17 protein-coding genes are annotated in these 19500 nt (G+C 70.7%); 8 read left to right on the top strand and 9 right to left on the bottom strand.

Annotated elements, in window-relative coordinates; translation table 11 throughout:
• Positions 1–26 precede the first annotated feature (26 nt).
• Genes AMK21_RS32765 through AMK21_RS32745 form a run of 5 tightly spaced genes read left to right on the top strand, consistent with a single transcriptional unit; the run spans position 27 to position 4917 of the window.
• A complete protein-coding gene (locus AMK21_RS32765) occupies positions 27–824 on the top strand; it encodes an ABC transporter ATP-binding protein (protein ID WP_073882789.1) in 798 nt (265 codons plus the stop codon).
• On the top strand, positions 812–1630 hold the full coding sequence (locus tag AMK21_RS32760; RefSeq protein WP_073882788.1) for an ABC transporter ATP-binding protein: 819 nt from the start codon (positions 812–814) through the stop codon (positions 1628–1630). Before AMK21_RS32765 ends, AMK21_RS32760 begins: the two co-directional genes overlap by 13 nt.
• Positions 1627–2517, top strand: a complete 891-nt coding sequence (locus tag AMK21_RS32755; RefSeq protein ID WP_073882787.1) for a branched-chain amino acid ABC transporter permease — start codon at positions 1627–1629, stop codon at positions 2515–2517. Before AMK21_RS32760 ends, AMK21_RS32755 begins: the two co-directional genes overlap by 4 nt.
• Positions 2510–3670: a branched-chain amino acid ABC transporter permease gene (locus AMK21_RS32750; RefSeq protein ID WP_073882786.1), complete on the top strand. Its 1161-nt coding sequence runs from the start codon at positions 2510–2512 to the stop codon at positions 3668–3670. The genes AMK21_RS32755 and AMK21_RS32750 overlap by 8 nt, the downstream gene beginning before the upstream one ends.
• Positions 3667–4917, top strand: coding sequence for an ABC transporter substrate-binding protein (locus tag AMK21_RS32745; RefSeq protein WP_073882785.1), 1251 nt, complete (start codon positions 3667–3669; stop codon positions 4915–4917). The genes AMK21_RS32750 and AMK21_RS32745 overlap by 4 nt, the downstream gene beginning before the upstream one ends.
• A 230-nt stretch (positions 4918–5147) precedes the next feature.
• On the opposite strand, the gene AMK21_RS32740 is transcribed toward AMK21_RS32745, so the two are convergent.
• Both AMK21_RS32740 and AMK21_RS32735 read right to left on the bottom strand, forming a co-directional pair.
• Positions 5148–7322, bottom strand: a complete 2175-nt coding sequence (locus AMK21_RS32740) for a bifunctional serine/threonine-protein kinase/ABC transporter substrate-binding protein (RefSeq protein ID WP_073882784.1) — start codon at positions 7320–7322, stop codon at positions 5148–5150.
• Positions 7323–7390: 68 nt separating this feature from the next.
• Complete coding sequence (locus AMK21_RS32735) at positions 7391–8224, bottom strand: hypothetical protein (protein ID WP_073882783.1); 834 nt, start codon at positions 8222–8224, stop codon at positions 7391–7393.
• A gap of 447 nt (positions 8225–8671) precedes the next feature.
• Here AMK21_RS32735 and AMK21_RS32730 point away from each other — a divergent pair, with 447 nt between their 5' ends.
• From AMK21_RS32730 to AMK21_RS32720, 3 genes are read left to right on the top strand one after another with little or no spacing between them, the layout of a single operon-like run.
• Positions 8672–9853 carry a hypothetical protein gene (locus AMK21_RS32730; RefSeq protein ID WP_073882782.1) on the top strand — a complete coding sequence of 394 codons (1182 nt, stop codon included), beginning with the start codon at positions 8672–8674 and terminating at the stop codon, positions 9851–9853.
• Positions 9854–9864: 11 nt separating this feature from the next.
• Positions 9865–10482, top strand: coding sequence for a DUF1796 family putative cysteine peptidase (locus tag AMK21_RS32725; RefSeq protein ID WP_073882781.1), 618 nt, complete (start codon positions 9865–9867; stop codon positions 10480–10482).
• Positions 10483–10511: 29 nt separating this feature from the next.
• Complete coding sequence (locus tag AMK21_RS32720) at positions 10512–11252, top strand: PIG-L deacetylase family protein (RefSeq protein ID WP_073882780.1); 741 nt, start codon at positions 10512–10514, stop codon at positions 11250–11252.
• Positions 11253–11324: 72 nt separating this feature from the next.
• Here AMK21_RS32720 and pssA read toward each other — a convergent pair whose 3' ends face one another.
• The 7 genes from pssA to ccrA all read right to left on the bottom strand — a co-directional run bounded on the left by pssA (position 11325) and on the right by ccrA (position 19094).
• Positions 11325–12152 carry a CDP-diacylglycerol--serine O-phosphatidyltransferase gene (pssA, locus tag AMK21_RS32715; protein WP_032757026.1) on the bottom strand — a complete coding sequence of 276 codons (828 nt, stop codon included), beginning with the start codon at positions 12150–12152 and terminating at the stop codon, positions 11325–11327.
• Positions 12153–12174: 22 nt separating this feature from the next.
• A complete protein-coding gene (locus AMK21_RS32710) occupies positions 12175–12822 on the bottom strand; it encodes a phosphatidylserine decarboxylase (protein WP_015612499.1) in 648 nt (215 codons plus the stop codon).
• Positions 12823–13002: 180 nt separating this feature from the next.
• Positions 13003–14208, bottom strand: coding sequence for an acyl-CoA dehydrogenase family protein (locus tag AMK21_RS32705; protein WP_073882779.1), 1206 nt, complete (start codon positions 14206–14208; stop codon positions 13003–13005).
• Positions 14209–14257: 49 nt separating this feature from the next.
• On the bottom strand, positions 14258–14761 hold the full coding sequence (locus AMK21_RS32700; RefSeq protein WP_010058362.1) for a MaoC family dehydratase: 504 nt from the start codon (positions 14759–14761) through the stop codon (positions 14258–14260).
• A 2-nt stretch (positions 14762–14763) separates the two neighbouring features.
• Complete coding sequence (locus tag AMK21_RS32695) at positions 14764–15738, bottom strand: HpcH/HpaI aldolase/citrate lyase family protein (protein WP_018513489.1); 975 nt, start codon at positions 15736–15738, stop codon at positions 14764–14766.
• The gene (locus tag AMK21_RS32690; RefSeq protein WP_073882778.1) at positions 15735–17747 is read right to left on the bottom strand and encodes a protein meaA; all 2013 of its coding nucleotides are present in this window, start codon (positions 17745–17747) and stop codon (positions 15735–15737) included. Before AMK21_RS32690 ends, AMK21_RS32695 begins: the two co-directional genes overlap by 4 nt.
• 9 nt (positions 17748–17756) lie before the next feature.
• The gene (gene ccrA, locus AMK21_RS32685) at positions 17757–19094 is read right to left on the bottom strand and encodes a crotonyl-CoA carboxylase/reductase (protein WP_073882777.1); all 1338 of its coding nucleotides are present in this window, start codon (positions 19092–19094) and stop codon (positions 17757–17759) included.
• Positions 19095–19500 lie beyond the last annotated feature (406 nt).

The raw sequence follows: 19500 nt of genomic DNA, 5'->3' as shown, positions 1-19500 counted from the left end.
ACGAGAAGGCGGAAGGAGGAGGACGCATGGCAACGCTAGAGATCCGCGCACTGTCCGTCGGCTACGGCCCGGTCCGCGCTCTGCGCGACATCTCCGTCGATGTGCCGGACGGCGCGATCACCGCCGTACTCGGCGGCAACGGCGCGGGCAAGACCACGCTGCTGCGGGCCGTATCGCGGACCCTCGGCTTCCACCGCGGTACGGGCACCGGCACCATCCGGTTCGACGGCCGTCCCCTGGAGGGGCTGCGGCCCGCCCAGGTGGTGGCAGCCGGAGTGGTCCAGGTACCGGAGGGCCGGCAGGTCTTCGCCCGGATGACGGTGGCCGACAACCTGCGCGCGGGCGCTCTCGGGGCGCGCGGCGGGCGCAAGCAGACGAGCGCCGCACTGGCCCGCGTCCACGAACTGTTCCCGGTCCTCTCCGACCGCGCGCACCAGCGGGCCGGGCTCCTCTCCGGCGGTGAGCAGCAGATGCTGGCGATGGGCCGCGCCCTGATGGCGGGGCCCCGGCTGCTCCTGCTGGACGAGCCCTCACTCGGCCTCGCCCCGCTGATGGCGGCCCGGATCGCGGAGACCGTGCAGGAGATCAACGCGAGCGGCACCTCCGTCATGCTCGTCGAGCAGAACGCGGCCATCGCGCTGCGCCTCGCCTCGACGGCGTACGTCCTGGACGTCGGCGAGGTCGCCCTGCACGGGCCGGCCGCCGAACTGGCCGCCTCCGACGAGGTGCGCCGCCGCTACCTCGGCGTGGTCGACGAGGAGGCCGCCGCCGACGGCGACGTGGAGTCCCGCAGCCGGCGCACGCTGAGCAGGTGGTCCGCGTGAAGACCGCGCCCACCACCGCCACCGGCGCCGCCACCACCGAACCGGCCGCCCTGACCGTCTCCGACGTGACCGTACGGTTCGCCGGGCTCACCGCCCTCGACAGCGTCTCCTTCACCGTGGAACCCGGCAGCGTGCACGCCGTCATCGGCCCCAACGGCGCCGGCAAGTCCACCTGCTTCAACGTCCTCTCCGGCGTCTACCGCGCCTCCGCCGGCACCGTCCACCTCGGCACCACCGAGCTCACCGGACTCCCGCCGCACACCATCGCCGCCCTCGGCGTCGCCCGCACCTTCCAGAACATCGCGCTCCCGCCGCACGCGACCGTCGCCGACAGCCTGCTGCTCGGCCGCCATCGGCTCACCCGCTCCGGGTTCCTCGCCACCGGCCTCAGGCTGCCGTCGGCCGCCCGCGAGGAGCGGCGCCATCTGGACCGGGTCCGCGAGATCGCCGGGTTCATCGGCCTGGAGGCCGCGTTGGAACGCCCGGCGGGCTCGCTCCCGTACGGGCAGCAGAAGCTCGTCGAGCTCGGCCGCGCGCTGTGCATGGAGCCCCGGGTGCTGCTTCTCGACGAGCCGATCGCGGGCATGACCGCTGACGAACGCCGCCGTACCGCGGCCGTCGTGGCCAACGTCCGCGACAGCCTCGGCATCTCCATCGTGCTGGTCGAGCACGACATGGGGGTGGTGATGCGGCTGGCGGACGCGGTGACCGTACTCGACTTCGGACGCAGGATCGCGGGCGGCACCCCCGCCGAGGTCCAGAACGACCCGGCCGTCGTCCAGGCCTACTTGGGAGCACCGGAATGACCACGTTCATCGAACTTCTCCTCGGCGGCCTGTCGATCGGTTCGGTCTACGCCCTGATCGCCCTCGGCTTCGTCGTCATCTTCAAGGCCACCGAGGTCGTCAACTTCGCCCACGCCTCACTGCTGCTGGCGGGCGGCTATGTCACCGCAGTCCTCCACGACGACATCGGGTTCTGGCCCGCGCTGCTCGTCGGGATCGCCGGGGCGGCGACCGTCGGGGCGGCCATCGAGTTCTTCGTGATGCGCCGCTACCGGGGCAGCGACCACAGTGTCCTGGCCATCGTCACCATCGGCGTCGACATCCTCCTCATCACCGAACTCACCCGCCGCATGGGCACGGACGTCCTCGCCCTCGGCGACCCGTGGGGCGACGAGGTGGTGAACATCGGCGGGATCACCCTTGCCCAGACCAGGATCGCCGCGTTCCTCGCCGCCGGGCTTCTCATCACCGTGTTCCTGCTGGCCTTCCGCTACACCTCGTGGGGTGTCTCGATGCGGGCCGCCGCCGAGAACCCGCAGACCGCCGCCCTCATGGGCATCAAGCTGGGCAGGGTCTCGCTCGCGGCCTGGGCCGTCGCCGGTGCCCTCGCGGCCGTCGCCGCCCTCTTCCTCACCGTCTTCCCGACCCCCGGCCTGGAGCGCGCCACCTCCCTCGCCGCGCTCAAGGCGTTCCCCGCCGCGATCCTCGGCGGACTCGACTCCACGACCGGGGCGCTCGTCGGCGGGCTCATCGTCGGTGTCACCGAGTCGCTCGCCACCGGCTACCAGAGCGACCTCTCCTTCCTCGGCCGGGGCATCGGCGATCTGGCGCCCTACCTGGTGATGGTCGCGGTCCTGCTGATCCGGCCCGCGGGACTCTTCGGCACGAAGGAGCTCGCCCGTGTCTGACACCACCGTCGAAGCGGCCCCCGAGGCGACGACCGCCTCCGCCCCCAAGGCCGGTGGCGCGGAGACCTTCACCGACCGGCTGCGCCGGCCCCGTACGTACGCCGTCCTCATCGCCTCCGTCCTGCTCCTCGCCCTCCCGTTCTACCTGGACCGCTTCTGGCTCCAGGCCGGACTGTTCGCGATGGCGGCGGCGATCGGTGCGATCGGGCTCAACATGCTCACCGGCGCCACCGGCCAACTCTCCATGGGCCACGCGTTCTTCCTCGCCGTCGGCGCGTACGGCTACTGCATCCTGGCGGGGGAGTCCAGCACCGAGAACGGCCACACCCTGACCGGCCTCGGGCTGCCCACCTGGCTGGCCGCGATCCTCGCCGTCCTGCTCGCAGGAGCCGCCGGCGGGCTGTTCAGCCCGATCGCCGGCCGACTGCGCGGCGCGTACCTCGGTATCGCGACCCTCGCGCTGATCTTCATCGGACAGCACGTCCTGTTCAACGCGGGCTCCCTGACCGGGGGTTACAACGGGCGGGCCGTACCGCCGCTCTCCCTCTTCGGGTTCACCTTCGACGACACCGAAGTCGTCGTCGCGGCGGTCCCGTTCGGCTCCTCGGAGAAGCTCTGGTACGTGGGCCTGGCCGCCCTGCTGCTGAGCGCCCTGTTCGCCCGCGGAGTGCTCCGGGGCAGGCCGGGCCGGGCGATGAACGCCATCCGCGACCACCGGATCGCGGCGGGCGTGATGGGCGTACCGGTGGCGCGCTACCGGGCCGGAGTCTTCGTCCTGTCCTCCATGTACGCGGGCCTGGCGGGCGTCCTGCTCGCGCTGGTCTTCCAGCGGACCGTGCCCGAGTACTTCGGCATGATCCTGTCCCTCGAATACCTCGCCATGATCGTCATCGGCGGGCTGGGCAGCGTCGCGGGAGCCGTCGTCGGCGCCTTCTTCGTCTCCCTGCTCCCGCAGGTGCTCAACCACTACAGCGACTCCCTCCCGCTGGTCTCCGCCCCCGGTACGGGCGGTCTGGCACCCGGTGAGGCGTCCCGCTACCTGTACGGCGCCGCGGTGGTCGCGGTGGTCCTGTTCCTGCCCGGCGGCCTCGCCCGCCTCGGCATCGCACTCCCGCGCGTCACCCGCCCGAAGAAATCAGGGGAGAAGAAATGAAACTCAGAGCGCTCACGGCCGTGGTCGCGGCCCTCACCGTCACCCTCGTCGGGTGCAGCGGCAAGGCGACCGAAGGGAAGGGTGACCAGCAGGACAAGGCCGGGATCAAGACCGGTCCCGGCGTCACCTCCTCGACGATCTCGCTCGGCGTCCTCACCGACATGACCGGTGTCTACGCCTCGCTCGGCAAGAGCGTGACCCAGGCCCAGCAGCTGTGGGTGAAGGAGATCAACGCCAAGGGCGGCATCTGCGACCGGAAGATCGAGCTGACCGTACGGGACCACGGCTACGACCCGCAGAAGGCCATCGCCGGCTACACCGAGCTGGAACCGAAGGTGCTCGGCTTCACCCAGTTCATCGGCTCCCCGTTCGTCGCCGCCGTCGAGCAGCGCATCGACGGCAAGGACAAGGGACTCGTCCTGCCGCAGGCCTGGTCGGCGAACCTGCTCGGCTCCCCGTACATCCGCGTCGTCGGCGCCACGTACGACGTGGAGACCATCAACCTGATCGATCACCTGCTCAAGGAGAAGCGGATCGCCGAGGGCGACAAGATCGGTCACGTGTACTTCGAGGGCGACTACGGCGAGAACGCGCTCACCGGCTCCAAGCACGCGGCCAAGGAAGCCGGGCTCACCGTCGTCGAGCAGAAGATCAAGCCGACCGACAACGACATGACGGCCCAGGTCGCCGCCCTCAAGCAGGCCGGTGTGAAGGCCGTCGTCGTCAGCGCGGGCCCGCGCCAGGCGGCCTCGCTGGTCGGCGTCGCGGCGGCCACCGGCTTCAACGTCCCCGTCGTCGGCAACAACTCGGCTTACGCGCCACAGCTGTTGAAGACCCAGGCGGGCCCGGCCCTGCTGAAGGACTACTACATCGCCTCCTCCACCCTGCCCATCGGCGACCCCGGCGACGGCCCGTCGCTGCTGGCGAAGCAGTACGCGTCGCAGTACCCGAACGACGTCCTCGACAACGGCGTCGTCGCGGGCTGGACGGCGGCCTCCATCTTCGGCGAGGCGCTGGACAAGGCGTGCGACAACAAGGACCTCACCCGCGAGGGCGTCGACAAGGCGCTGCTCACGATCAAGGGGTACGGAACCGAGTTCGGGGTCACCCACGACTTCTCCGACCCCGCGGCGCCGTCCACCCGGGAGAGCGTCATCATGAAGCCGGACGCCTCGGTCCCCGGCGGACTGAAGGTCATCAGCCCGGCGTCGGTCTCCGATGCGGCGAAGTCCTTCACGATGAAGTGACGCTCTGAGCAAGTGGACTGCCCGGCCGTGGACAGCGGCCGGGCCCACCCTCTCGCCCTGCCCGGCTGGTGTACGCCTCCACTTCGGAGAGCTGCGCGGCCGGCCGGCCGGTGTTACGGAGGTAACCCGGCCCCCTTCAGGGTGTTGTACGTGGTGTTGCCGGTGGACCCCGGCACGCTCAGGGTCCGGGTGCGTGTGGCCCAGGCGGCCGCCGGGGGCTGCCGACGTGATCAGACCTCGCGGCCGTCCATCCCGATGTAGCGGAAACGCCCCCGCTCCACGCGGTAGATGAAGACCCCGGTGCCCGCGTACATCCCGTTGGCGGGCTCGAACGCGTAGCTCTTGGACACGCCCTTGTACCGCGTCGACCGCAGCACGGGCAGCATGTCCTGCCGCGTCACGCTCTCCCGGCCCAGCCCCTCCGCACAGGCCGCGATCAGCCCGACCGCGTCGTACGCCTCGGCGGCCAGCAGCGGCGGCGCACCGTCGAAGCGCTTGCGGTACGCGGCGGCGAAGGGGTGCACGGAGGGTACGGAGGCGGGGTCGGCGGCCGTCGACACGACCAGCCACCCCGCCGCGTCCTCGCCCGCCTCCGCCAGGAACCGGGGATCGTGCACGGCCTGGGTGCCGATCTTCGGCCCCCGGAACCCCGCCTTCGTCAGCGCCCGCGCCAACCGGCCCGCGTCCCGCCACCCGCCCCCGTACACCACCGCCCCCGGCTTCCTCGCGACGATCCGCTCCGCCGCGGCGTCCAGATCACGGGTGCCCTCCCGCACCGTCTCCGCGAGGACCGTCCGGCCGTTGCCGCGCAGCCCCGCGTCCAGGAACCGCGTGGTCTGGCGGCCGTACTCGGTCCCGTCGCCGACCAGAGCCACGGCGTCGATCTCGTACGCGCCCAGGAACTGCGCCACCGGCAGCATCTGCATGTCGTTGCGCGGCCGGGCACACAGGAAGATCCGGTTCAGGTTCCGGATGTCCCCGTCCACCACACTGAGCAGCGGCAGCGCCGCCTCGTCGTAAGCGACCAACGCCTCGCGCGCCGCGTCCGCGCCGGTCGCCCCGATCGCCGCCACCAGCAGCGGATCCTCGGCGAACCGCCGTACCGCCGCCGTCGCCCGCGCCTCCACGCCGCCGTCGTCGGCCGCGACCAGGCGCAGCGTGAACGGCGCGCCCTCGCGGGCGTTGTGCTCCTCGACCGCCAGGAGCGCCGCCCGCTCCTGGCCCTTGCCGATCGCCGCCGAGTGGCCGCTGAGGTCGGCCTGCAGCCCGATGTGCAGCTCCGGCCGTCCGGTCGCCGTCCGGTCGCCGTCCCCCTTGCCGCTCCCGCCCGGGTCCTTCTCGTTCCCGAACGCGGTGGCCAGCCAGGCGGTGGTCCCGCCCGCCGCCGAGAGGACCGCGCCCCCGGTGACGTACGCGAGGAAGCGCCGGCGCCCGGGGGAGGCGGGGACGGCGGTGGTGTCCCGGCTCCCGGCGCCGGTCGCGCCCGTCTCCACCGTGGACCCGGCGTCCAGGCTCGTCGCCTCGATGTCGGGCAGGGCGAGCATCCGCGCCGAGCGCTCGGCGATGAGGTGGGTCACCGCGCCGGGCAGCCAGCTGCCGCCCGAGGTGTCCTCGGCGAACGCCCGCCGGATGTCCCCGGCCGTCGGCCGCCCCTCCGGCTCCTTCGACAGGCACCCCTCCACCACCGGCCGCAGCCCCGGCGGCAGCGCGCCGAGATCCGCCGGGTCGTGCACCGTACGGAAGAGCATCGCCTCGACCGGGCCGCTGCCGAACGGCCGCCCGCCGGTCGCCGCGTACACCAGGACACAGCCCAGCGAGAAGATGTCGCTCGGCGGGCCGATCCGCCGCCCCTGCGCCTGCTCGGGGGAGAGGAAGCCCGGCGATCCGACGATCGCGTCCGTCGCCGTGAGGACGGTGTCGTCCAGGGCCCGCGCGATTCCGAAGTCGATCAGCCGGGGACCGTCCAGACCCAGCAGAACGTTCCCGGGCTTCACGTCCCGGTGGACGAGCCCCGCCCCGTGGACGGCCTCCAGCGCCTCCGCCAGCATCGAGCCGAGCGCCCGCACGCTGCGCTCGGGCAGCGGCGCCCCGCCGCCCACGGCCTCGCTCAGGGCGGGACCCGGCACGAACCCGGTGGCCAGCCACGGCGCCGCCGCCTTGGTGTCGGCATCGACGACCGGCACCGCCCACCGGTTGCGCACCTGCCGGGCGATCGCCACCTCACGCCGGAACCGGGTGCGGAACCCCGTGTCGTCCGCGTACTCGGCCCGGATCAGCTTGATGGCCACCAGCGCGCCGCCGGGCGACCGGCCCAGCAGCACCACGCCCATGCCCCCGGCGCCGAGCCGGCCGAGGATGCGGTACCCGGCGATCCGCGCCGGGTCGGTGGAGCGGAGCGGTTCCATGAGCGGCTACATCCCTGAATCGTCTCGCGCACCCGCAGGCACTTTCTCCGACAGGACCGTTTCCGCGATCACTTCAGTTCCAGCTCCACGCGGTAGAGCACCTTGGCGCCGCCCTCGGCGGCGATCCGCAGCAGGTCCGCGTTCTGGTAGCCCTTGGCGCCCTTGACCGAGACGGCCGTGGTGACCGGCCCGATCCGGGACTTGGACCAGACGTAGTCCTGGGTCCCGCCCGAACCGGGACCGGTGTACCTGCCCGCCTCGAACAGCGAGGCGTCCGCGTTGCGCACGTCCTTCTGGTCGAACTGCAACGACATCAGCCCGCTCAGCCGCTGCCCGCCGCCCAGCTCCTGCGCCGGGCAGCGGAAGCTCTCCTGGGCGGTGTCCTTGATCTCCCGGTCCGCGCCCCCGACGGTCTTGTGCACCGTCACGGTCACCGCCCCCTGGATCCGCCCCTTGCCGTCCTGGGCCGGGATGTCCAGCCGCCGGGTGAAGGTGTCCAGCACCCCGGCGGGCAGCGCGGTCCGGCTCCAGACACAGGAATCGGCCAGCACCGGCCACGTACCGCCGCTCTCGTACGGTGTTGCCCGCACCATCCCCGCCGCCCAGTCGGCCTCCCCGAGCGCGGCGTCACGCGTCAGCCTGCGGGCATCCGCCGCCGTCCTCGGCACCCGGGCCGGGTCCGGAGTGAACTCGTACGCGCTGGGCAGCGCGCCCGGCTCCTTGGTCTCCTCCGGCTTCTCCGGGTCCGGCGACGTGGACGGCCCCCCGGCCTGCCGCACGGAGCTCGACGGTTTCGGATCCGGGTCCTCCCCGGTCTCCGCCCCCGAGCTCCCGCAACCCGCCAGAAGGACCCCCGCCGCCGCGACCGCCACCACACGTGCCCCGTCGCGCCTGTGCTTCATCGTCGGACCCCCCGTCGTCCCCCGTTCCGCGCCCCCGTCCGAGTGGTCGGGGCGTCGGGTGCGAGGCGATTCTAGAAGCCCGGCGCGCCGGGTTGACGGGAACCCCGGTACTCACGTCCCTGCCGGAACTTCTCAGCCACCGGGAGGGGTTCGCCTCTGGTGCGGGGGAGCGGGCCGTGGTATCCGCCGCCGGCTGTGATGCCCGGTGGCTGAAATCAGGCCACGGCGGGCGGACGGAACTCCTGTACGGCACGGGCGGCAGCGGGCGCTCGGGCGCCGCGTGACCACCCTGTGCGGGTTCCGTGTTCGGCGGAAAATTGGTCTGGACCACATGAGGGGCCGGTGGTTAGCTCGACTCCGGACCCGGGGCCACCGGGCTGCGGGCCGTTCCGAGTTCCGGTCCGCGTATCCGCTGCTCGCCCGCGTCCTGCTGAGGGGATCCATCCCGTGATCGACATCGTGGCCGTGCTCCGGGCCGAGGACGCCGTACTGGACTTCCTCTCCGTGCTCACCGCCCCCGAGTCCATCCACCGGCAGGACGAGGGCCATGAGGTCCATGTCCTGCTCGGCGACACGGCCGAGCACCTGGTGCTCCCGGCGGGCCTGCCGCTCGCCGAGCGCCTCGCCGCCGTCGCCCGGCACATCCGGCCCGTCGACGAGAGCGCCCTATCGCCGGGGCCCCAGGCGTTGGCCACACTGATCGAGGCCGCGGCCCGGGGAGCCGAGGCCCGGCTCTGGACCCACTCGCCCGCCGACACCCGGCGCAGCAGGGGCCGCCTCGGCCGGGACGCCGCCGCTGCCGTCGCCCCGGGCGGGCCGCCCGTACTGCACGCCGTCGGCCACTCCCCGTACCTCCAGTTCATCAGCGACCTCGACCGGCCACTGGACCGCGCCGAGGTCGAGGCCAAGCTCGCCTTCGTCAACCGGCACTGCGGCCACCTGCTGCGCACCGAGTCCGCCGAATACGTCGTACGGACCGGCCGGGTCCATGCCACAGAGCGGTTCTTCGCCGCAGGAACGGCCGAGGAGCGCGAGCGGCTGTTCGCGCTGCTGGCCAGCCTCGACGAGGACGCGGCCTCGGTGCCCGACCCGTGGGAGTTCGCCACCTCCGCGTACGAGGCGGAACGGCTGGACTCGACCGTCGCGTGGATCGCCGGGCACTGTCCGCCCGGCAGCGGTCCCCTCGTCGAGGTCGGCGCCTGCGAAGGGGCGCTCACCGCCCGGCTCGCGGAGAAGGGCTTCACCGTCCACGCGACCGAACCCAACCCCGCCTTCCGCCGACGGCTGACCGAGGCCGTCGGCGACACCGTCCGGGTCCACCCCGCCTCCCTGGAGGAGTTGGCCGCCCGGCGCGAACTGCCCGCAGTGGCCTACCTCCTGATCGAGATGCTCTACTACGGCCAGGACCTCGCCCTGCTGGACCGGCTCCCGGCCGGCCTGGTCTTCGTCGCCCTCGAACCCGAGACGCTCGCCACCCGGCTTACCCCCTGGCTGGAGAGCGCCCCGCACTGGGAGAAGGCCGGCGAGACCCCGCTGGTCGCCCCCGCGCTGGAGACGGTCTGCGGCGGCCGCGCCTACCTCAGCAAACGCGGCAGCGTCGGCGTCCTGCTGCGGCGCACCGGCGCCTGACGGAGTCCGCCATGTACGACGTCTGCGTCGGGCTCGGCTACCACTGCGAGTCCACCTACCAGCTCCGCCGCGTCACCGGCCGGGACCGGGCCCACTTCTTCGACTGGCTCGACCTCGACCTCGACGCCGTGGTGGAGACCATCGCGGCCGACTTCGCCAACGTGCTGCGCCCCGGTCTGAGCGAACCCTTCAGCAACGGCCTGTGCGTACGGGACCGGGGTTCGAACATCCGCTTCTTCCACGACTTCCACGCCCCGGACGGCACCCGGCTGACCCCGGCCCTCATCGCGGAGCGGCATCCGGGCGTCCGGGAGAAGTTCGCGTACCTCGCCGACCGCTGGCGGGCCCTGACGGCCTCCCGCTCCCGCGTCCTGTACGTGCACCACGACGCGTTCGACGAGAGCGGCCCCGGCGACCTGGCGGCCCTGCACGGGCTCCTGCGCTCCCGCTACCCCGACCACGCCTTTGGTCTGCTCTGGCTCCGCCGTACGCCCCCGGAGGCCGCCGTCCTCCCGCCCGGGATCACCTGGTCCACCGTCGAGGCCCGGCCCGGTCGCTGGGAGGGCAGCGACGCGGCCTGGGACGCCGCCCTCGCCCCCCTGGACATCCCCCGGGCCTCCGCGCCCTGAGACCCACCCCCCATCCCTCCGGAGGAACCGTGCCCGTACCGCCCCCCTGGCGCACCCTCGTCGTCTCCCCGCACTTCGACGACGCCGCGCTCTCCCTCGGCGGGCTCCTGCCCGCCCTGCCCGGCCCCCTCGCCGTCGTCACCGTCCACGGCGGGCCCCCGCCGCCCGGCGCCTCCGTCTCCTGGTGGGACAGCGTCTGCGGCTTCACCACCGCCGCCGAGGCCCACCGGGTCCGCAGCGCCGAGGACGCCCGCGCCTGCGCGCTGCTGGGCGCCGAGCAGGTCCTGATCGACCACCCGGACGGCCCGTACGTCACCGAGGGCGATGGTCCCGACGCCCTCGACGCCCTCCTGGGCACCCTCGCCCCCACCACCCGGGTCCTTCTCCCGCTCGGCACCAACCAGCCCGACCACGAGGCCGTACGGCTCCGCGCCGAGCACGCCCTCGCCGCGGCCGGCGCCCCGGCCCCCCGGGTCTACGCCGACCTGCCCTACACCGGGCACCTGCCGGAGTGGGGCGCCCCCGAGGCGTCCGGGGCCCTGGCCGCCAGCCAGAAGTGGGGGACCGCCTACCAGGAGCTCACCCGCCGCCACCGGGTCTCCGTCGAGCACGCAGTGGTGCTCTCCGACGAGCAGTGGGCGGTCAAACGCGCGGCGGTCCTCAGCCACGCCTCCCAGCTCGCTGCCCTCGCCCCCGACCACGGCACCTTCCTCGCCCGTACGGGCCCCCTGCGCGCCGAACTGGTCTGGAGCCTGGAGCCGAACGGCTGAGCGTCCGGGAACGCACGAAGGCCCGGACGCCGGGGAGCATCCGGGCCTTCGCCCTGTTCTGTGTCCGTACCGCTACGGGAGCTGCGCCGCCCGCGCCTCGCGCCGGTTGTCACGGAAGGTGTTGACCCGTCGCGCCGTGGCGAAGAGCGGGATCACCGCACCGAGGACGACCTGGAGCGCACAGCCGGTCTGGAGCAGCAACTGACCGCCCGGCGCGTCGAACGCCCACGCGGCGAGCAGCCCCATCGCTCCGACGATCCAGCTGAGCATCGCCACCGCGAGGATGCCCCGCGGCTTGGGGTACTCGACCCGGCTCACCATCAGCCACGCCACCCCGATGATCGCGAGCAGCGTCGGGACGAAGGGCAGCTCCAGGAGCACGATCGAGACGACCGTCAGCGCTCCGAAGGGGCTCGGCATGCCCTGGAACATGCCGTCCTTCAAGGTCACACAGGAGAATCTGGCCAGCCTGAGCACCACCGCCAGCAGCACGACGATCGCCGCCAGTGCCGACACCCGCTGGTGGGCGTCGTCCGCGACCATCCCGTACACGAGCACGAAGTAGGCCGGGGCGAGCCCGAAGCTGATGAGGTCGGAGAGGTTGTCCAGCTCGGCCCCCATCGGCGAGGAGCGCAGCTTGCGTGCCACGAGCCCGTCGAAGAGGTCGAAGATCGCCGCCATCAGCATGAGGATGACCGCGGTGGCCGCCGAGTGGCGGGCCATCCCCGTCTCCTCGCTGCCCGTGAGGTGCGGGATGAGGATCCCGGTGGTGGTGAAGTACACCGCCATGAATCCGCACGTGGCGTTACCGAGGGTGAGCGTGTCCGCTATCGACAGCCGCATCGAGAGCGGCATGTCCTCCGCGCCGTCGGCGTCGCTCTCCTCGTCGGCCTCGGGCACCCAGCCGACCTTGGTGTCCGGATCAACTACGGTCAATTCGAGTCACCCCCGCGGTGGTGGCCTGGCCGACCTCGACCGCGACATCGATACCTTCCGGAAGGTAGATGTCGACGCGCGAGCCGAAGCGGATCAGGCCGATGCGCTCGCCCTGCTCCACCTTCGTACCCTGGGGGAGGTACGGCACGATCCGACGGGCGACCGCTCCTGCGATCTGCACCATCTCGATGTCGCCGAGCTCGGTGTCGAAGTGCCAGACAACGCGCTCGTTGTTCTCGCTCTCCTTGTTGAACGCCGGGACGAACCCGCCCGGGATGTGCTCGACCGACGTCACGGTGCCCGCCAGCGGTGCGCGGTTGACGTGGACGTTGAGCGGGCTCATGAAGATGGCGACCCGGGTGCGCCCGTCCTTCCACGGCATGATGCTCTGCACCACACCGTCGGCCGGGGAGATGACCCGGCCCTCGGCGATCTCGCGCTCGGGGTCACGGAAGAACCACAGCATGCCCGCCGCGAGCGCGGTGGTGGGCACGGCCACTGCCGCCCAGCGCCCGGACTTGCGGGCGCGGGCCAGGCTGAGGGCTGCGGTGGCGACGGTCGGGAGGAGCCACGGCGATGCTCCGCGGGCGATGCGGACCCCGCCGCGGGGTGCGGAGGTAGGGCTGTCGGGCATGGATGACCTTCGTAGCGGATGATGCCGCGCTGGCAACGGGGGACGGCGGCTTTCCGGCGATGCTATCGGTTGCCGGGCGCAACTGGGCAAGCCAGCAGCCGAGTCGGACTGCCGAATGGCACCCGCCGAGGGTGACCAGGTGTGATGTTCTTCGCCACCAAATCACCTCGAAAGGGACAATCAGCCCTGGAATCGGTACTCCTCCAGGAGGCGCCGGCCAATGATCATTTTCTGGATCTCGGCGGTACCTTCACCGATCAGCAGCATCGGGGCCTCGCGGTAGAGGCGCTCGATCTCGTACTCCTTGGAGAAGCCGTAACCGCCGTGGATACGGAAGGCGTCCTCGACGACTTCCTTGCAGTACTCGGAGGCGAGGTACTTCGCCATCCCTGCCTCCAGGTCGTTACGCTCCCCGGAGTCCTTTTTGCGTGCCGCATTCACCATCATCGCATGGGCGGCTTCGACCTTGGTGGCCATTTCAGCCAATTTGAACTGGATCGCCTGGTGCTGCGCGATCGGCTTGCCGAAGGTGTGGCGCTGCTGGGCGTACGAAACGCCCAGCTCGAATGCACGCTGAGCGACGCCGCAACCACGCGCGGCGACATTCACCCGGCCGACCTCGACACCGTCCATCATTTGGTAAAACCCCCGGCCGGTCGTGCCCCCCAGGACCCGATTGGCCGGAATGCGCAGGTCGTCCATGATGAGCTCGGTCGTGTCGACACCCTTGTAGCCCATCTTGTCGATCTTCCCGGGAATGGTCAGGCCGGGCCGGACCTCTCCGAAGCCGGGCTCCTTCTCGATCAGGAAGGTCGTCATCGACTTGTGGGGCGCGGTGCCCTCGGGGTGGCCTTCGTCACTTCGGCAGAGAACGGCCACCAGATTCGACGTTCCGCCGTTCGTCAGCCACATCTTCTGGCCGTTGAGAACGTACTCCTCGCCGTCCCTGACGCCCTTCGACGTGATCGCCGAGACGTCGGAGCCGAGCGCCGGCTCCGACATCGAGAACGCGCCCCGCACCTCGCCGAGCGCCATGCGCGGCAGGAAGGTGTCCTTCTGCTCCTGGGTGCCGTGCTGCTTGAGCATGTAGGCCACGATGAAATGCGTGTTGATGATGCCGGACACGCTCATCCAGCCACGGGCGATCTCCTCCACGCACAGCGCGTAGGTGAGCAGCGACTCTCCCAGACCCCCGTACTCCTCGGGGATCATCAGCCCGAACAGGCCGAGTTCCTTGAGCCCCTCCACGATCTCCGTGGGGTACTCGTCGCGGTGCTCCAGCTGGGTCGCGACCGGAATGATCTCCTTGTCGACGAAATCCCGGACCGTGGAGAGGATTTCCCGCTGGATGTCGTTCAGACCGGCGGTCTGGGCGAGTCGCGTCATGGCTGCTTCTCCTGTGGCTTCACGCGGATGGCCTTAAGGCTTCACACAGTTACTTGGCGGGCGTCGGGCGGCCGGGCTGCTCTCCGCCGCGCTCCTTGATGTACGTCTCGGTGGGGACCATCACCTTGCGCCTGAACACGCAGACCACGGTGCCGTCCTGCTTGTAGCCCTTGGTCTCCACGTACACGATCCCGCGGTCGTTCTTGGACTTCGACGGGGTCTTGTCCAGTACGGTCGTCTCGCCGTAGATCGTGTCACCGTGGAAGGTCGGAGCGATGTGCTTGAGCGATTCGACCTCCAGGTTGGCGATCGCCTTTCCGGAGACGTCCGGCACCGACATGCCGAGCAGCAGCGAGTAGATGTAGTTGCCGACGACGACGTTCTTCCCGAAGTCGGTCGTCTTCTCCGCGTAGTTGCTGTCCATGTGGAGCGGGTGGTGATTCATGGTCAGCAGGCAGAAGAGGTGGTCGTCGTATTCGGTGACCGTCTTCCCCGGCCAGTGCTTGTAGACCGCACCGACCTCGAACTCCTCAAAAGTGCGTCCGAACTGCATGATCAGGCCTCCGGGGCTTCGAACTTGGAGGTGCGCTGCATTCCGGCGGCCCGGCCCTTGCCCGCGATGACCAGGGCCATCTTGCGGCTGGCCTCGTCGATCATCTCGTCGCCGAGCATCGCCGAGCCCTTCTTGCCGCCCTCCTCGGAGGTGCACCAGTCATACGCGTCGAGGATCAGCTCGGCGTGGTCGTAGTCCTCCTGTGAGGGCGAGAACACCTCGTTGGCCGCGTCGACCTGGCCGGGGTGCAGCACCCACTTGCCGTCGAAGCCCAGGGCCGCGGCGCGGCCGGCCACCTCGCGGTAGGCGTCCACGTCGCGGATCTGGAGGAACGGGCCGTCGATCGCCTGGAGGTCGTGCGTACGGGCCGCCATCAGGATGCGCATCAGGATGTAGTGGTAGGCGTCCGCCGGGTAGCCGGGCGGCTGCTGGCCGACGACCAGGGTCTTCATGTTGATCGAGGCCATGAAGTCGGCCGGGCCGAAGATCAGCGTCTCCAGGCGGGGCGAGGCGGCGGCGATGTCGTCGATGTTCACCAGGCCCTTGGCGTTCTCGATCTGTGCCTCGATGCCGATCTTCCCGACCTCGAAGCCCATCGTCTTCTCGATCTGGGTCAGCAGCAGGTCCAGCGCCACGACCTGCTGGGCGTCCTGGACCTTCGGCAGCATGATGCAGTCGAGGTTGGGGCCCGCGCCCTCGACGACCGTGATGACGTCCCGGTACGTCCAATGCGTCGTCCAGTCGTTGACCCGCACGACCCGGGTCTTGCCGCTCCAGTCACCGTTGTTCAGCGCGTCCACGATGGTGTGGCGGGCGCCCTCCTTGGCGAGCGGCGCGCAGGCGTCCTCCAGGTCCAGGAAGACCTGGTCCGCCGGGAGGCCCTGGGCCTTCTCCAGGAAGCGCGGGTTGGAGCCCGGCACGGCCAGACACGAACGCCGGGGGCGCAGCCGGTTCACGGGGGTGGTGGGCGTGGTCATGCGGAGACCTCCAGAGGGTCGAGCTTGTTCGCTTTCCGGATCTCGTCGACGATACGGCCGATGATCTCCGTGATGCCGAAGTCCTTCGGGGTGAAGACGGCGGCCACACCGGCTTCGATGAGCGCCGCGGCGTCCGCCGGCGGGATGATCCCGCCCGCGATCACCGGAATGTCGGGCGCCCCGGCCTCGCGCAGCCGGTGCAGCACGTCGGGCACCAGCTCCGCGTGCGAGCCGGACAGGATGGAGAGCCCCACGCAGTGCACGTCCTCGGCGAGCGCCGCGTCGGTGATCTGCTCAGGGGTCAGCCGGATCCCCTGGTAGACCACCTCGAAGCCGGCGTCCCTGGCCCGTACGGCGATCTGCTCGGCGCCGTTGGAGTGCCCGTCCAGGCCCGGCTTGCCGACCAGCAGGCGCAGCCGCCCCACGCCCAGGTCGGCGGCGGTACGGGTGACCTTCTCGCGAACCAGCGCGAGCGTGCTGCCCGGCTCTGCGGTGACCGCCACCGGGGCCGAGGAAACCCCGGTGGGTGCGCGGAACTCGCCGAAGACGTCCCGCAGCGCCCAGGACCACTCGCCGGTGGTGACGCCCGCGCGGGCGCACTCGACGGTGGCCTCCATCATGTTCTCGGTGCCCGCGGCGGCCTTCTTCAGCGCGGCCAGGGCCTCCGTCGCCCGGGCCTCGTCGCGGTTGTCCCGCCACTCGTGCAGGGCGGCCACGACCCGGGCCTCGTTCTCGGGGTCGACGGTCATGATCGCGCCGTCGAGGTCGGAGGTGAGCGGGTTGGGCTCGGTCGTCTCGTAGATGTTGACGCCGACGATCTTCTCCTCGCCGCCCTCGATCCGGGCCCGCCGCGCCGCGTGCGAGGAGACCAGCTCCGACTTCAGGTAGCCGGACTCGACGGCCGCCATCGCGCCGCCCATCCGCTGGATCCGGTCGATCTCCGCGAGCGACTCCTCGACCAGGGACTCCACCTTGGCCTCGATGACGTGCGAACCGGCGAAGATGTCCTCGTACTCCAGCAGATCGCTCTCGTGCGCCAGTACCTGTTGGATCCGCAGCGACCATTGCTGGTCCCAGGGCCGGGGCAGCCCCAGCGCCTCGTTCCAGGCCGGGAGCTGTACGGCACGGGCGCGGGCGTCCTTCGAGAGGGTGACGGCCAGCATCTCCAGGACGATGCGCTGGACGTTGTTCTCCGGCTGAGCCTCGGTCAGGCCGAGGGAGTTGACCTGGACGCCGTAGCGGAAGCGGCGCTGCTTGGGGTCGGTGATGCCGTACCGCTCGCGGGTGACACGGTCCCAGATGCGTCCGAAGGCGCGCATCTTGCACATCTCCTCGATGAAGCGGACGCCCGCGTTCACGAAGAACGAGATCCGGGCGACCACGTCACCGAACTTCTCCTGCGGCACCTGCCCCGAGTCGCGGACCGCGTCGAGCACCGCGATGGCGGTCGACATGGCGTACGCGATCTCCTGGACCGGGGTGGCCCCCGCCTCCTGGAGGTGGTAGCTGCAGATGTTGATCGGGTTCCACTTGGGGATGCGGTTGACCGTGTACGTGATCATGTCCGTGGTCAGCCGCAGCGAGGGCACCGGCGGGAAGACGTGCGTCCCGCGCGAGAGGTACTCCTTCACGATGTCGTTCTGCGTGGTCCCCTGGAGCTTGTCGGGGTCGGCCCCCTGCTCCTCCGCGACCACCTGGTAGAGCGCCAGCAGCCACATGGCGGTCGCGTTGATCGTCATCGAGGTGTTCATCTGCTCCAGGGGGATGTCCTGGAACAGCCGACGCATGTCACCGAGGTGCGAGACGGGCACACCGACACGGCCCACCTCGCCGCGGGCGAGAATGTGGTCCGGGTCGTATCCGGTCTGCGTCGGCAGATCGAAGGCGACCGAGAGACCCGTCTGGCCCTTGGCGAGGTTGCGGCGGTACAGCTCGTTGGACGCCTCGGCGGTCGAGTGACCGGCGTACGTCCGCATGAGCCAGGGCCGGTCCTTCTGACGTTCGGTCATGGGAGAACCTCAGACGTTGCGGAAGCGGTTGATGGCGTCGATGTGCTGCTCGCGCATTTCCTGGTCGCGCACGCCCAGACCCTCGCGGGGGGCCAGGGCCAGGACGCCGACCTTGCCCTGGTGGGCGTTGCGGTGGACGTCGTGGGCGGCCTGGCCGGTGTCCTCCAGGGAGTAGACCTTGGAGAGCGTCGGGTGGATCTTGCCCTTGGCGATGAGGCGGTTGGCCTCCCACGCCTCGCGGTAGTTGGCGAAGTGGGAGCCGATGATCCGCTTGAGCGACATCCACAGGTAGCGGTTGTCGTACTCGTGCATGTAGCCCGAGGTGGAGGCGCAGGTGGTGATGGTGCCGCCCTTGCGGGTGACGTAGACCGAGGCGCCGAAGGTCTCGCGGCCGGGGTGCTCGAAGACGATGTCGATGTCCTCGCCGCCGGTGAACTCTCGGATGCGCTTGCCGAAGCGCTTCCACTCCTTCGGGTCCTGGGTGCGCTCGTCCTTCCAGAACTTGTAGCCCTCGGCGTTGCGGTCGATGACCGCCTCGGCGCCCATCGACCGGCAGATGTCGGCCTTCTCGGGGCTGGAGACCACACAGATCGGGTTGGCGCCGCCTGCCAGCGCGAACTGGGTGGCGTAGGAGCCGAGGCCGCCGCTGGCGCCCCAGATCAGCACGTTGTCGCCCTGCTTCATGCCCGCGCCGTTACGTGAGACGAGCTGGCGGTACGCGGTGGAGTTGACCAGGCCCGGAGAGGCGGCCTCCTCCCAGCTGAGGTGCTGGGGCTTGGGCATCAGCTGGTTGGACTTGACGAGCGCGATCTCCGCCAGGCCGCCGAAGTTCGTCTCGAAGCCCCAGATGCGCTGCTCGGGGTCGAGCATCGTGTCGTTGTGGCCGTCGGAGGACTCCAGCTCCACGGAGAGGCAGTGCGCGACGACCTCGTCACCCGGGTTCCAGGCGTTCACGCCGGGGCCGGTGCGCAGGACGACGCCCGCCAGGTCGGAGCCGATGACGTGGTACGGCAGGTCGTGGCGCTTGGTGAGCTCGCTGAGCCTTCCGTACCGCTCCAGGAAGCTGAACGTCGACACCGGTTCGAAGATCGAGGTCCAGACGGAGTTGTAGTTCACCGAGCTGGCCATCACGGCGACGAGGGCCTCGCCGGGGCCGAGTTCGGGGACCGGGACCTCGTCCAGGTGGAGCGACTTGCGGGGGTCCTTGTCACGGGATTCGAGCCCCGCGAACATCTCCGCCTCGTCCTTGTGCACGGTGATCGCGCGATAGGACTCGGGGAGGGACAGGGCCGCGAAGTCCGCGGCCGTGCTGTCCTGCGATTGGATCGCGTCCAGGATTTCCTTCACGGTGTTGCCTCCGGTGATGCGGCGTCGAGGGAACGCTTGAGGGGCCCTGCTGGCAGGGGTGCGGTGCGGTGTGGAGGTGTTTGCCGTCGGTTCGGCGGGTGGAGCTTCGGCTTTGCTCGGGTGGAGCAGAAGGGTGCCTGTGACGCAGGCGTCCGGGCGCGCAGCACGGTGGTTGCGGGGACAGCCGGCGTACGTGAGATCCCAGCACGCCGGCCGCCCGGACACCTTCAACGTATGGCACTCTGTGACACCTGACAAGGCACCCAGTGCCAACAATTTCTCTCACTTGTCATCTCGTAGGCACGCATGAGCAACACGATGGGCGTTACGAGGCGTTCTGTCCTGCTGGCGCGCGGCAAGAGGGCGCGTCGGGGGCGGTCATGACCGGGGTCATGACCGCCCCCGC

It is taken from the genome of Streptomyces sp. CB00316 (assembly GCF_001905595.1).
GTDB lineage: Bacteria > Actinomycetota > Actinomycetes > Streptomycetales > Streptomycetaceae > Streptomyces.
This window is presented reverse-complemented; position numbering and strand designations above follow the sequence as displayed.